This window comes from Streptomyces sp. UH6, from assembly GCF_013421635.1.
Taxonomy (GTDB): Bacteria; Actinomycetota; Actinomycetes; order Streptomycetales; family Streptomycetaceae; genus Streptomyces; species Streptomyces abyssomicinicus.
Window position 1 is genome coordinate 1 of record NZ_JACADT010000056.1, and the last position, 13,904, is coordinate 13,904.

At 73.7% G+C, this 13,904-nt stretch carries 8 protein-coding genes and 1 pseudogene; 8 read left to right on the forward strand and 1 reads right to left on the reverse strand.

Translation table 11 applies throughout. From position 1 onward, the window contains the following. Positions 1 to 24: 24 nt before the first annotated feature. The 7 genes from HW445_RS06210 to HW445_RS06240 all read left to right on the forward strand — a co-directional run bounded on the left by HW445_RS06210 (position 25) and on the right by HW445_RS06240 (position 12,970). Positions 25 to 7,236, forward strand: a complete 7,212-nt coding sequence (locus HW445_RS06210; protein ID WP_257230880.1) for a non-ribosomal peptide synthetase — start codon at positions 25 to 27, stop codon at positions 7,234 to 7,236. Between the two features lie 3 nt (positions 7,237 to 7,239). Beyond that, on the forward strand, positions 7,240 to 7,455 hold the full coding sequence (locus HW445_RS06215) for an MbtH family protein (protein ID WP_180220016.1): 216 nt from the start codon (positions 7,240 to 7,242) through the stop codon (positions 7,453 to 7,455). Between the two features lie 9 nt (positions 7,456 to 7,464). After that, positions 7,465 to 8,712 carry a cytochrome P450 gene (locus tag HW445_RS06220; protein ID WP_180220017.1) on the forward strand — a complete coding sequence of 416 codons (1,248 nt, stop codon included), beginning with the start codon at positions 7,465 to 7,467 and terminating at the stop codon, positions 8,710 to 8,712. Between the two features lie 151 nt (positions 8,713 to 8,863). Further along, positions 8,864 to 9,631 (forward strand): SRPBCC domain-containing protein, encoded by a 768-nt coding sequence (locus tag HW445_RS06225; RefSeq protein WP_180220018.1) that lies wholly within the window; start codon positions 8,864 to 8,866, stop codon positions 9,629 to 9,631. Beyond that, the gene (locus HW445_RS06230) at positions 9,631 to 9,831 is read left to right on the forward strand and encodes a hypothetical protein (protein ID WP_151769948.1); all 201 of its coding nucleotides are present in this window, start codon (positions 9,631 to 9,633) and stop codon (positions 9,829 to 9,831) included. The genes HW445_RS06225 and HW445_RS06230 overlap by 1 nt, the downstream gene beginning before the upstream one ends. A gap of 582 nt (positions 9,832 to 10,413) precedes the next feature. Further along, complete coding sequence (gene rsgA / locus HW445_RS06235; RefSeq protein ID WP_180220019.1) at positions 10,414 to 11,517, forward strand: ribosome small subunit-dependent GTPase A; 1,104 nt, start codon at positions 10,414 to 10,416, stop codon at positions 11,515 to 11,517. 235 nt (positions 11,518 to 11,752) lie between these two features. Then, the gene (locus HW445_RS06240) at positions 11,753 to 12,970 is read left to right on the forward strand and encodes an SGNH/GDSL hydrolase family protein (protein ID WP_180220020.1); all 1,218 of its coding nucleotides are present in this window, start codon (positions 11,753 to 11,755) and stop codon (positions 12,968 to 12,970) included. 10 nt (positions 12,971 to 12,980) lie between these two features. On the opposite strand, the gene HW445_RS06245 is transcribed toward HW445_RS06240, so the two are convergent. Then, positions 12,981 to 13,475: a DUF456 domain-containing protein gene (locus HW445_RS06245; protein ID WP_180220021.1), complete on the reverse strand. Its 495-nt coding sequence runs from the start codon at positions 13,473 to 13,475 to the stop codon at positions 12,981 to 12,983. A gap of 174 nt (positions 13,476 to 13,649) precedes the next feature. On the opposite strand from HW445_RS06245, the pseudogene HW445_RS06250 reads away from it, so the two are divergent. Beyond that, positions 13,650 to 13,904 (forward strand): annotated as a pseudogene (locus HW445_RS06250) (hypothetical protein); the annotation flags it as partial.

Below are 13,904 nucleotides of genomic sequence, written 5' to 3' on the forward strand. Positions count from 1 at the left end.
ATCCTCGCCGTGCAGAACGCGCCCATGGGCCGCTTCTCGCTGCCCGGCCTGGACGTCGCCACGTACGCGGTCGCGACCGGGACCGCCAAGTTCGACCTCGGAGTGAGCATGGTCGAACGGTTCGGTGCGGACGGGAGCCCCGCCGGGATCGCCGGCGCGGTGGAGTACGCCACCGACCTGTTCGACCGCTCGACGGTCGAGGCCCTGGTCCGGCGTTGGACGCTCCTGCTGAAGGCGGTCACCGCCGACCCGGAGCAGGCCATCGGGGACATCGACCTCCTCGGGGCCGACGAGCGGCACCGGCTGTTGGAGACGGACAACGCGACCGCCCGGGACGTGGCCGCCGTCCCGCTGCCCCAGGCCTTCGCGGCGCGGGTGGCGGCGACGCCGGACGCGGTCGCGCTGGTCGGCGACGGGAGGGAGCTGACGTACCGCCAACTCGACGCGTGGGCGAACAGGTTCGCGCATGCGTTGATCGCTCGGGGTGTGGGTCCGGAGCGGGTGGTGGCGGTGGCCCTGCCGCGGTCGGTGGAGTCGGTGGTGGCGGTGCTGGGCGTGCTGAAGGCCGGGGCGGCGTATCTGCCGGTGGACCCGGCGTATCCGCCGTCGCGGATCGCGTTCATGCTGGAGGATGCTGCCCCTGCCGTGGTGGTCGACGACCCCGCGGTGGTGGCCGAGGCCTCCGGCGAGCCGGACACTGACCCGGGTGTCGTGGTGGACGTCCGGCATCCGGCCTACGTCATCTACACCTCGGGCTCGACCGGCCGCCCCAAGGGCGTCGTGGTCGGCCACGGCGGGGTGGCGAGCCTGGTCGCCGCACAGGTCGAGCGGTTCGCGATCGAACCCGGAAGCCGGGTGCTCCAGTTCGCCTCGCCCAGCTTCGACGCCTCGGTGTCGGAGATCTTCACCGCCCTGCTCGGCGGCGCCACCCTGGTGCTGCCCCCCGCCGCCGATCCGCTCGCCGCGCTGACCGACCCGGGCCTCGGCGTCACCCATGTGACGGTGCCCCCCTCCGTCCTGGCCGCCGTGCCGGACGGCACCGTGACCGTGTCGACGCTGGCGGTGGCGGGCGAGGCGTGCCCGGCCGAACTGGTGGACCGGTGGGCCCCCGGGCACCGCATGATCAACGCCTACGGCCCCACCGAGACCACGGTGTGCGCCACCATGAGCGACCCGCTCACCCCGGGGACCGGCGTGCCGCCCATCGGCCGGCCGATCGCCAACGCCCGGGTGTACGTGCTGGACGACCGGCTGCGGCCGGTACCGCCGGGCGTGACGGGGGAGCTGTACGTCGCGGGCGCGGGCCTGGCGCGCGGCTACCTGAACCGGCCGGGCCTGACCGCGGGCAGGTTCGTCGCCTGCCCGTTCGTCCCCGGTGAGCGCATGTACCGCACCGGCGACCTGGTGCGGCGCCGGTCCACCGGAGAGCTGGAGTACGTCGGCCGCGCCGACGACCAGGTGAAGGTCCGCGGCTTCCGGGTCGAGCCCGGCGAGGTCGAGGCCGCGCTGGCCCAGCACCCCGCCGTCGCCCGGGCCGCCGTCGCGGCCCACGGCGACGCGCTCGTCGGCTACGTCGTCCCCCGCCAGGACACGGCCCGCGACAGCGGTCTGGAGGCGGACCACGTGGGCGAGTGGCAGGACCTGTACGACGCCCTGCCCATCGCCCCCGAGAAGGCGGACTTCGGCCACGACTTCGTGGGCTGGAAGAGCAGTTACACCTCCGAGCCGATCCCCGTCGAGGAGATGCGGGAGTGGCGGGACGCCACCGTGGACCGCATCCTCGCCCTGCGTCCGCGCCGGGTGCTGGAGGTCGGCGTCGGCACCGGGCTGCTGCTCTCGCAGATCGCACCCCACTGCGAGAGCTACCGGGCCACCGACTTCTCCGCCACCGCGATCGACGCCCTGACCGCCCAGGTGGCCGGGGAGGAGCGGCTGGCCGGGCGCGTGGTGCTGGAGACCCGGCCGGCGCACGACACCGACGGGCTGCCGGCCGGAGAGTTCGACACCATCGTGATCAACTCGGTGGTGCAGTACTTCCCGTCCGCCGACTACCTCGCCGACGTGATCGGGAAGCTGATGCGGCTGCTCGCCCCCGGCGGCGCGCTCTTCGTCGGCGACGTCCGCAACCTGCGGCTGCTGCGCCCGCTGACCACCGCCGTCCAGCTGCACCGGGCCGGCCACGGCGCCGACCGGGCGGCCGTGCGCCGCGCGGTGGAGCAGGCCCTGCGGACGGAGAAGGAACTCCTGGTCGACCCGGACTTCTTCACCGTCCTGCGCGAGCAGGACGCCGGAGCCGACATCGGCGCGATGACCGTGGAGATCAAGCGCGGCCGCCACCACAACGAGCTGACCCGCCACCGCTACGACGTGACGCTGCACAAGCCGCCCGTCACGCCGCAGGCCCCGGACCGGTCCCTCGACCTGGCGTGGGGGCGGCAGATCACCGGCCCGGACCAGCTGAGGGAGCTGCTCGCCGAGCCGCCCGCCGAGGTGCTGCGGATCACCGGGGTGCCGAACCGCAGGGTGGTCGGGGAAACCGCCCTGTCCCGGGCCCTACAGGACGGGGACGGGCCGCTCGCGGAACTGCCGGAGCGGTCGCACACCCCGGAGGCGGGCGACCTCCCCGACCCGGAGGACTTCCACGCCCTCGGCCGGGAGTTCGGCCGCGCGGTGGCCGTCACCTGGTCGTCCACCGCGGCCGACGCCGTGGACGTCGTCTACACCGACCCGCGGACGCTCCACGGCGGACCCGTCGAGCCCTACCGGCCCGCCGGGACCCCGGGCCGGACGCTGTCCTCGCTCACCAACCGCCCGACCGGCGGCCGCGGCACCGGAGTCCTCCTCGGCGAACTCCGGGACTGGCTGCGCGAGCGGCTGCCCGAGCACCTGATCCCGTCGGCACTCGTCACGCTGGACGCGCTGCCGCTGACCGGCAGCGGCAAGCTCGACCGCCGCGCACTGCCCGCCCCCGACCTCGGACCGGCGGCAGCCGGACGGGCGCCGCGCACCCCGCAGGAGCAGCTCCTCGCCGAGCTGTTCGCCGAGGTGCTGGGGCTCGCCCAGGTCGGCGTCGACGACAGCTTCTTCGACCTCGGCGGCCACTCGCTGCTGGCCACCCGCCTGGCCTCCCGGGTCCGGGCGGCCCTCGGCGCGGAGCTGGAGGTCAGGACCCTGTTCGAGACCCCGACCGTGGCGGAGCTGGCGGCCCACCTGGACGGTTCGGGCGCGGCGAGGCCCGCGCTGACCGCCGGGCCCCGCCCGGAACGCGTGGAACTGTCCTTCGCCCAGCGCCGCCTGTGGTTCCTGCACCGGATGGACGGACCGAGCGCCACCTACAACATGCCGCTCGCGCTGAGCCTGACCGGTGACCTCGACCGCGCGGCCCTGCACGCCGCGCTCGCCGACGTGACCGCCCGGCACGAGAGCCTGCGGACCGTCTTCCGCGAGACCGACGGCGTCCCGCACCAGGTCGTGCTGAGCCCCGCGCAGGCGCACCCGGAGCTGCCGGTGACCGAGCTCGACGAGAGCCGGCTGGCCGAGCGGCTCGCGGAGGAGGCCCGCCGCGGCTTCGACCTGGCCGCGGAGCCGCCGGTGCGGGCCGAGCTGTTCGCCCTCGCCCCCGACCGGCACGTGCTGCTGGTCGTGGTGCACCACATCGCCGCCGACGGCTGGTCGATGGGGCCGCTCTCCGGGGACCTCGCCACGGCCTACGCGGCGCGCTGCCGGGGCGAGGAACCGCAGTGGTCCCCGCTGCCCGTGCAGTACGCCGACTACACCCGCTGGCAGCGCGACCTGCTCGGCGACGCCGCCGACCCCGACAGCCTGTTCGCCCGGCAACTGGCCTACTGGAAGGACGAGCTGGCGGGCATCCCGCACCAGCTCCAGCTGCCCGCCGACCGGCCCCGGCCGCCGGTGGCCTCCCAGCGCGGCGAGCGGGTCGTGGTCCGGCTGGACCCCGCACTGCACCAGGCGCTGCGGGATCTGGCCACCGAGCGCGGCGCCAGCATGTTCATGGTGCTGCAGGCCGGTCTCGCCGCCCTGCTCACCCGGCTCGGCGCCGGCACGGACATCCCCGTGGGAAGCCCGATCGCCGGCCGGACCGACCAGGCGCTGGACGAGCTCGTCGGCTTCTTCGTCAACACCCTGGTCCTGCGCACCGACACCGGAGGCGACCCCGGCTTCGCCGAACTCCTCGGCCGGGTGCGGCAGAAGGCGCTCACCGCGTACGACCACCAGGACGTGCCGTTCGAGTACCTGGTCGAGGTGGCCAACCCGGTGCGCTCGCTGGCCCACCACCCGCTGTTCCAGGTCATGCTGGCCCTGCAGAACGCGCCCGTCGGGGACTTCGCGCTGCCGGGGCTGGAGACCGGGCACCTCGAGGCGCCGACCGGGACCTCACGGGTCGACCTGACGTTCAGCCTGGCCGAGCAGTTCCGCCCGGACGGCGGCGCCGACGGACTGGTCGGCGCGGTGGAGTACGCCACCGACCTGTTCGACGCGTCCACCGTGGAGCTGCTGTTCGAGCGCTGGGCCCGCCTGCTGCGCGCCGCGGTCGCCGACCCGGACCGGCCGATCAGCCGGATCGACCTCCTGTCGGACGCGGAGCGCCACCGGCTGCTGCACGGGTTCAACGACACCGCCGTGGAGCTGCCGTCGGCCTCGCTGCCGGAGCTGTTCGCCCGCCAGGTGCGGGCCACCCCGGACGCGGTCGCGGTCGTGGCGGGCGGCACCGAGCTGACCTACGCGGAACTCGACCTGCGGGCCGAGCGCCTGGCGAGGGCGCTGGTCCGCCAGGGTGTGCGGCCGGAGACGCCGGTCGCGGTCCTGATGGACCGCTCGGCCGAGCTGGTCGTGGCGATCCTGGCGATCGTCAAGGCGGGCGGCGCCTACGTGCCGCTGGACTCCCGCTTCCCCTCCTCCCGCATCGACCTGATCCTGCGGGAGAGCGGAGCCGCCCTGGTGCTCACGCCCGAGGTGCTCGCCGCGCTGGCGCGCTCCGCGGACGCCGGCCCGTCCGAGGCGGGCCCGTCCGGGGCAGGCCCGTGCGACGCCGAGGTCCCGTGCGCGCCCGAGCAGGTGGCGTACATCATGTACACCTCCGGCTCGACCGGGCGGCCGAAGGGCGTGGCCGTCACCCACCGGGACGTGGCGGGCCTCGCGCTGAGCCCCGAATGGCGCGGCGGCGGTCATGAGCGGGTGCTGATGCACTCCCCGACGGCCTTCGACCTCTCCACCTACGAGCTGTGGGTTCCGCTGCTGAACGGCGGCCGGATCGTGGTCGCACCGCCCGAGCAGCTCGACCTCGACCTGCTGCAGCACACGGTCACCACGCACGGGGTGACCGGACTGTGGCTGACCGCCGGACTGTTCCGGCTGGTCGCCGAGGAGCGACCGGGCCTGCTCGCCGGGGTGCGCGAGGTGTGGACCGGCGGTGACGTGGTCTCCCCGGCCGCCGCCGCCCGGGTGCTTGCGGCCTGCCCCGGCATCGAGGTGGTCAACGGCTACGGGCCCACCGAGGCCACCACCCTGGCCACCCGCCACCCGGTGCGCGACCTCCCGGAGAACGCCGCGACCGTGCCGATCGGCGGACCGATGGCGAACATGCGCGCCTACGTGCTCGACGACCGGCTGCTGCCGGTGCCGACGGGCATGGTCGGCGAGCTGTACCTCGCGGGGACGGGTGTGGCCCGCGGCTACCTCGGCCGGCCCGGCCTGACGGCGGAGCGCTTCACCGCCGACCCGTACGGACCCGCCGGAAGCCGGATGTACCGCACCGGTGACCTCGCCTGGTGGCGCCCCGACGGCACCCTCGAGTTCGCCGGCCGCGTCGACCACCAGGTCAAGCTGCGCGGCCTGCGGATCGAGCCCGGCGAGGTCGAGGCGGTCCTGACGGGCTGCCCGGGCGTCGCCCAGGCGGCCGTGGTCGCCCGCGAGGACCGGCCGGGCGACAAGCGGCTGGTCGCCTACCTGGTGCCCGCCCCCGAGGGCGCCCTCGAGGTGGCCGGGCTGGCCGGCCGGCTGCGCCGCGAACTGCCCGACTACATGGTGCCGGCGGCGTTCGTCACCGTGGACACGCTGCCGCTGACCGCCAACGGCAAGCTCGACCGGGCCGCCCTGCCCGCCCCCGACCACGGGGCCTCGGACACCGCCGGACGCGGCCCCCGCACGCCGCAGGAACAGCTGCTGTGCGGCCTGTTCGCCGAGGTCCTCGGCCGGGAGCACGTGAGCATCGACGACGGCTTCTTCGACCTGGGCGGGCACTCGCTGCTGGCCGCCCGGCTGGCCTCCCGGGTCCGCGAGACCCTGGGGCTGGAGCTGGGACTGCGCACGCTGTTCGAGGCGCCCACCGTGGCCGGGCTCACCGAACGCCTGGCCATGAACGATCCGGCCGACGCGCTGGACGTGCTGCTGCCGCTGCGGCCGACCGGGACGGGCACCCCGCTGTTCTGCGTCCACCCCGGCGGAGGCATCAGCTGGTCCTACAGCGGGCTGCTCAACCACCTCGGACCGCAGCACCCGGTCCACGCGCTCCAGGCGCGCGGCCTCGGCCGGCCCGAACCGCTGCCGACGTCCTACGAGGAGATGGCGGCCGACTACGCCGACCACGTCCAGAAGATCCAGCCGCAGGGCCCGTACCTGCTGCTCGGCTGGTCCGCGGGCGGGCTGATCGCGCACGCGCTGGCCTGCGAGCTGCAGGCCCGCGGTGAGCGGACCGCGCTGCTGGCGATCCTCGACGCCTACCCGGTGAAGGACGTGCGGTTCGAGGAGGAACCGGTGCCCACCGTGCGGGACGTGCTCGTCGGGGTGCTCGACGTCGACCCGGACGAGCTGGGCGACCGGGAGATCACCTACGCCGAGGTCGCCGAGGTGCTGAACCGGCGGGGCAGCGCGCTGGCCGGCCTCGACGAACGGCAGGTCGAGGTGATCGTCCAGATCATGATCAACAACGCGAAGCTGGCGGTCGACTTCGTCCCCGGCCGGTACGAGGGGGACCTCCTGCTGTTCAACTCCACGATCGACCGGGGCGACGACGACGCCGGTCCGGAGGTCTGGCGCCCGTACATCGCGGGCCGGATCGACTCGTACGAGATCACCACCCGGCACGACCAGATGACCCAGGCCGGCTCGCTGGCCCAGATCGGACCGATCCTGGCCGCCAGGATCGCCGAGGTCACCGGTGACGCCCCCGAGACCCCTGTCACACCTCACCTCACCCTTTCCCACCAGGAGGACTGACCCATGAGCAACCCCTTCGACGACCAGGACGGCACCTTCCTCGTGCTCGTCAACGACGAGAACCAGCACTCGCTGTGGCCCGAGTTCGCGGACGTCCCGGCGGGCTGGACCGTCACCCACGGGCCCGACACCCACGCCGCCTGCCTGGAGCACATCGAGCGGGCCTGGACCGACATGCGGCCCAGGAGCCTCGCCGACGCCATGGACGCCCAGCGGTAACAGGCCGACATGACCACCACCGACACACTGGCCGGGACCCGCGAAGCCGCGGGCCCCGGCCGGCCCGAAGACTTCGCCGCGGCCCTGCTCACCCCCGAGGCCCGGCGGGATCCTTACCCCCTCTACGCCCGCATGCGGCGCGAGGACCCGGTCCACCGGAGCCCCCAGGGCGTCTGGTACCTCACCCGGTACGCCGACGTCGAGGCGGCGCTGGGCGACCTGCGGCTGTCCAACGACCGGGACCGGATGGCCCGCGCCTACAGCGCCCTCGGCGGCGACCTCAAGGCCCTCAGCCGACTCACCGGGCGACTGGGCCGGGTGATGACCAACACCGACCCGCCGGACCACGCCCGGCTGCGCAAGCTGGCCAACAAGGCCTTCACCGCACGTCGCGTCGAAGCCCTGCGCGACGGCGTCCAGCGGATCGTCGACCGGCTCGTCGACGAGGCCGTCGCGGCCGGACCGGCCATGGACCTGATCGAGGCGGTCGCCTCCCCACTGCCGATGTCCGTCGTGTGCGAGCTCTTCGGCATCCCCGACGAGGACCGGCCGCGGGTCACGGGCTGGTTCCGCCGCTTCGGCCGGCTCGGCGAGGACATCGACAAGTCCGAGGCGGCGATCGAGCAGTACGAGCAGTACCTGTCCGGGCTCATCCGGCAGCGCAGACGGGAACCGGGCGACGACCTGATCAGCGCCCTCGTCGCCACCCAGGCGAAGGACGACCGGCTGACCGACTCCGAACTGCTCTCCACCTGCTTCGTCCTGATCACCGCCGGCGACGAGACCACCACCCACCTGATCGGCAACGGCATGCTGGCCCTGCTGCGCCACCCGGACCAGCTGGCCCGGCTGCGCGCCGACCCGGGCCTGATCCGCGGCGCCGTCGAGGAGCTCGCCCGCTACGACACGGTGACCCAGGCGATCGTCCGGGTCGTCGCGCGGGACCTGGAGATCGGCGGACGGACGCTGCGGGAGGGCGAGTTGGTGTACCTGTTCCTGGGCGCCACCAACCGCGACCCCGAGCGCTTCGAGGACCCCGACCGGCTCGACCTGTCCCGCCCCGGCAACCGGCACCTGAGCTTCGGCCACGGCCCGCACTTCTGCCTCGGCGGCCCGCTGGCCAAGCTCCAGGCGGAGGTGGCCGTCGGCACGCTGGTCCGCCGGCTGCCCGGGCTCCGGCCGGCCGACGGGGTGGCGCCGGACTGGCGGCCCAACCCGCTGCAGCGGCGCCTGACCGCCCTCCCGGTCACCTACTGAACGCGCACCTGCTGAACGCGCACCCACCGAACGCACACCCACCGAACGCGCACCCACCGAACGCGCACCCACCGAACGCGGACCCACCGAACGCGCAAGCACGACGCGCACCGACCGCGCGTGAACGACGACCGAAGGAGCAGCACCGACCATGCCCCGAGAGTTCGAGGTCCGCCGGGAGCAGGACCTGCCCGCCACCCCCCAGCAGGTCTGGGACGCGGTGGCCACCGGTGCCGGCAACCTGGGCTGGCTCTACCCGATGGACATCGAGCCCCGCGTCGGCGGGAGGGCGACCCGGGGCGACGCCACCGTCGTGGCCTGGGAGCCGCCGCGGCACCTCGCAGTCCGGGCCACCCAGGACGGCGGGTTCTCCAACACGCTCAGCTACCACATCGAACCGGTGGACGAGCGGACGAGCCACCTGCGGATGGGTATCCACTGGGTCCACACGGGCGTCGTCGACGAGGCCTGGGCCTGGGACGCCAAGGCGGACGCGGCCGAGAAGCACGTCGACTTCTACCAGCACGGCCTCGCCGAGTACCTCCGGCACTTCGCCGGCCGCCCCGCCGTCTACGTCACGGCCCGGCGCACCGGACCCACCGCCGACCCGGCCGATTTCGCGGCCCTGCGCCGCCGCCTCGGCCTCGCCGACGACGCGGCCGTCGGCGACCGGTTCACGCTCCTCGCCCCCGGCCCGGACCGTGACCCGGTGGAGGTGGTCGTCGACTGGCTCAGCACCGACTTCGTCGGCCTGCGCGGCCCGCACGCCCTGTACCGCTTCTTCAACGGCAGCACCTGGAACGTGCCGATCTGGCTCGGCCACCACCTGTTCGCCGAGGACACCGACGAGCAGCGGGCCACCAAGGCATGGACCGCCTGGCTCGACGACACCCACACCCAGGACACCCGGGAGCTCTGATGGAAACCTCCGCGCAGACACTGCTCTTCGCCGCCGAACTCGTCGAGGAGAACGGCGCCCACATCCTCGTCGTCCAGGACATGAGGACGGGCACCGTCCAGACCACCCCGGTCCCCAAGGCGATGGTCGACAAGCTCCCGGTCTTCCTCACGGCGCTCGCCGCCAAGCTCAACCCGGTGACACAGCGCCGCCGCCGGTAGCCCGCCCCCAGGCCGGCCCGCCCCCACGACCACCGGGCCGGCCGGGCGCCACCGTTCCGTGAGGCCCACCACGAGGGCGCCCCACCTTCCTGGCCCCGGCTGACGCGGAGCCCGAAGACCATGATTCAGGCAGGAATTGCCAGTTGCATCGAGGTGACTGGACGCCGGTGCAGAGGAAGAAGACCAAGAAGCGCTGACCCGCCGGAAGGCCCCCGTGCCCGGGTCAGGACGTGTCGCGGGTGAGGCGGACCATCGCGCGGTACAGGGCGCCGGGGGCGGGGGCCTCGGGCAGCGATTCACCGGCTACGTCCACGCCGTCTGCGCCACCGCACCCGCGGAACAAATACGATGGCGCGCGATCGTCGCCGGACCTAAGCTGTGCCGTGTTCGCCGAGCACTCGACGAGTGCTGTTCGTGCGAGTCGAGATTCTCCGGGAGGTGTGACCGATGGCTGTCTCTGTGATGGGCCTTGCCCGCGTCCAGCAGTTCGTTCCGTTCACCTCCGTGGCCTCCGGCTGACACCTCTCTCTTCTTCCGCGCCTGTGATGCGCGGTGCCGGGGCTGCCCTTCGAAGGGTCTCCCTTGAATCTCTCTTCTCTTTCGGCTTCGTCGTCCTCCCTTGCCCGCTTCGGCTGGGACGAGGGGTGGGAGGCCGAGTTCTCCCCGTACGCCGCGCAGGGGCTGCTGCCCGGGCGCGTGATCCGGGTCGACCGCGGGCAGTGCGACGTGGTCACCTCCGAGGGCGTGGTGCGCGCGGACACCGCGTTCGTCACCCCGCACGACCCGATGCGGGTCGTCTGCACCGGCGACTGGGCCGCCGTGGACCCGGTCGGCGGTGAGCCCCGCTACGTGCGCGAGTACCTGCCGCGGCGGACCGCGTTCGTGCGGTCGACGTCGTCCAAGCGGTCCGAGGGGCAGGTGCTCGCCGCCAACGTCGACCATGTGGTCGTCGCCGTGTCGCTGGCGGTGGAGCTGGAGTACGCGCGCATCGAACGGTTCCTCGCCCTGGCCTGGGAATCGGGTGCGCAGCCGCTGGTGGTCCTCACCAAGGCGGACCTGGTGCCCGACCCCGTGACGCTCGGGCACCTGGTGCGCGACGTCGAAGGGACGGCGCCCGGGGTACAGGTGCTGGCGGTCAGCGCCGAGACCGGTGAGGGCGTCGACGTGTTGGCCGCCACCGTGGCCGGCGGGACCACCGTGCTGCTGGGGCAGTCCGGCGCGGGCAAGTCGACGCTGACCAACGCGCTCCTCGGCGAGGAGGCGATGACCGTGCAGGCCGCGCGGGAGGTCGACGGCAAGGGCCGGCACACCACGACCACCCGCAACCTGTTCGCGCTGCCCGGTGGCGGCGTGCTGATCGATACACCCGGGCTGCGCGGTGTCGGGCTCTGGGACGCCGGCCGGGGCGTCGGGCAGGTGTTCTCGGAGATCGAGGAACTGGCCGCCGACTGCCGGTTCCACGACTGCGCCCACGTCGCCGAGCCCGGGTGCGCGGTGCTCGCCGCGCTCGACTCGGGCGAGCTGCCCGAGCGGCGCCTGGAGAGCTACCGGAAGCTGCTCCGGGAGAACCAGTACATCGTGGCCAAGACCGACGCCCGGGCCAGGGCCGAGATGCGGCGCGAGTGGAAGCGCCGCGGGGCCGAGGGGCGGGCCGCGATGGAGGCCAAGCGGGGCCGCGCGCGGTAGCCGCCCGCGGTGACCCCCGGCGGTCACCGCGCGCAGGGCGCGGGCGGCGGGGCCGAACGGCCCCGCCGCAACCCCGTCGACGCCGGGTTAAACCTCCGTCACCACCCCTCTTGCGGGTGGATCTTGACGACGCGACCGACACGGAGTGTGTCGGTCGCGTTACGTTGTGGAACTGTCGGCTTCGTCAAGGCTCACCTGACGCATGGCCAACTGAACAGTGCGGAGGACGGAATACATGGTCAAGGCGGTACGGGTCATCGTGGCGCTGCTCCTGGTTCTGCTGGGTACGGCGCCGGCCCACGCGGCGACACCCGACCGTCGGGGGGAGAAGGAGAAATGGACCGGCACCTGGGCGGCCGCGGCCTCCGGCACCGCCCTTCCGCTGCCCGGCGCGTCCATCCGCAACGTGGTGCACACCAGCGTCGGCGGCAGCACGGCGCGGGTCCGTCTCTCCAACCGGCTCGGCATCCGTCCGCTCCGCCTCGGCTCGGTCACCCTGGCCCTGCAGGAACACGGCTACTTCCCCCGGCCCGACGCGGTGCCGGGCACCATGCGTCGGGTGCTCTTCCGCGGCAGGCCCACGGTGGTGGTGCCGGCCGGCAAGGAGATCGTCAGCGATCCGGTGCGGCTCCAGGTGCCGGGCGACTCCAACCTCCTGGTGTCGGTGTACACGCCCTTCGACGACGGGCCGGCGACGTATCACCGGATCGCCAAGCAGACCAACTTCGTCGCCTACGGCGCCGACCGTGCCTCGGACGTCCACGGCGGGGCCTACACCTCGACCGTCCGGTCCTGGTACTACGTGACGGGCGTGGACGTCCGCACCGCGCGGGCGGCCGGAAGCGTGGTGGCGCTGGGTGACAGCCTCACCGACGGCGTGGGGACGACGCCGGACAGCAACAGCCGCTGGCCGGACCGGCTGGCCGACCGGCTCGCCGCGCTGCCGCCGCGGCACCGCCTCGGGGTGCTGAACACCGGGATCTCCGGCAACCGGATCCTCAACGACCGGTCGGGGCCGAGCGCCCTCGACCGGTTCGACGCCGACGTCCTGCGGCGCAGCGGCGTGCGGACGGTGATCGTGCTGGAGGGCATCAACGACGTGATGACCGACGCGGCGGGAGGGGACGGGATCAAGGCGTTCCGCAAGGCGTACCGGACGATCGCCGAGCGGGCGCACGCCAAGGGGATCAGGGTCGTCGGCGCGACGCTCACGCCCTACCGGGGGCATCTCGCCTACACCCCGGAGCGTGAGGCGCTGCGCCAGCAGATCAACCGCTACCTCCGCGAGGACGCGCCGTTCGACGCGGTGGTGGACTTCGACGCGGCGGTGCGCGATCCGCGGCGGCCGGACCGGATCCGGCCCGCCTACGATCCCGGCGACCACCTGCACTTCAACGACGCCGGGATGAAGGCGCTGGCGCGGGCGGTCGACCTGAAGGCGTTGCGGGGTTAAGGCTTGATGTTCAGCTTGTGAGGACTGTGAGGAGCCACGCGCCGAGGACGAGGAGCGCCGCGTAGAGTTCCACGAGCAGCACTGTGCCCCCGGACCGCATCAGGCTCCGGACCGCCGCCCTCGCCTCGCGGGGGCGGCGGCGTTCGTGCACCCGTTCGTGCAGGTAGAGGCCGCCGAGGAAGCCGGGCACGGCACCGACGACCGGGAGCAGGAAGAAGCCGAGGAACGCGCCGGCGCCCGCGTAGCCGCGCAGGTCGGCCCGGCGGCCGACGGCGGTGGTCCGGGAGTCCTGCCGGTGCGCCAGCTGGGCGCGCAGCAGCTGGGCCAGCAGGAGCAGGAGGGTGGCGCCGACCAGCACCGCCCAGGCGGTGGGCCGTGGTTCGTTGAGCGCCCACCACAGCACACCGGCCCACACGAGCCAGGACCCGGGGACCCCGGGCGCCAAGACTCCGCAGATGCCGAGCAGGATGACCGCCCCGGCCAGCAGGAGTTCCCACGCTCCCATTCCTCCAGGGTGCCGGAAGCGGGCGGTGTGTGCGGGGTACGGCGCGGCCGTGGGTTTGCGGTGACTTCGGCTTCTTGTTCGGGTTGTCGTCCGAAAATGTGTTCCATGGGCACTGCCCCGACCGCATGTCGGATGCGCGGTTTCAGACGCCTGGGGCGGTCGATGATTAGGGGCATGAGCCAACAGGGGGACACGCCCACCGGCCGCCGGGACGAGGGTGTGCACGAGGACGACTGGTGGGGCCAGTTGTACGACGACGCCGCCGGTGACACGGGGCCGACGGCGGCTCCGGACTCCCTCGACGACCGGTTCGCCTCGGTGGCGGGGACGGTGGGTGCGGGTGCGGGTGCGGAGGACGCTGTTCCGGCGGACGGCCGGAGCGTCCCCGCGCCCCGGCCCGAACCCGGGTCCGAGACACCTTCCGCCCCG

Bases quoted from the DNA above. Each gene is read 5' to 3' on its own strand.
- HW445_RS06210 (WP_257230880.1), top strand. From the start codon at position 25: ATGGGCCGCTTCTCGCTGCCCGGCCTGGACGTCGCCACGTACGCGGTC.
- HW445_RS06215 (WP_180220016.1), top strand. From the start codon at position 7,240: ATGAGCAACCCCTTCGACGACCAGGACGGCACCTTCCTCGTGCTCGTC.
- HW445_RS06220 (WP_180220017.1), top strand. From the start codon at position 7,465: ATGACCACCACCGACACACTGGCCGGGACCCGCGAAGCCGCGGGCCCC.
- HW445_RS06225 (WP_180220018.1), top strand. From the start codon at position 8,864: ATGCCCCGAGAGTTCGAGGTCCGCCGGGAGCAGGACCTGCCCGCCACC.
- HW445_RS06230 (WP_151769948.1), top strand. From the start codon at position 9,631: ATGGAAACCTCCGCGCAGACACTGCTCTTCGCCGCCGAACTCGTCGAG.
- HW445_RS06240 (WP_180220020.1), top strand. From the start codon at position 11,753: ATGGTCAAGGCGGTACGGGTCATCGTGGCGCTGCTCCTGGTTCTGCTG.
- HW445_RS06245 (WP_180220021.1), bottom strand. From the start codon at position 13,475: ATGGGAGCGTGGGAACTCCTGCTGGCCGGGGCGGTCATCCTGCTCGGC.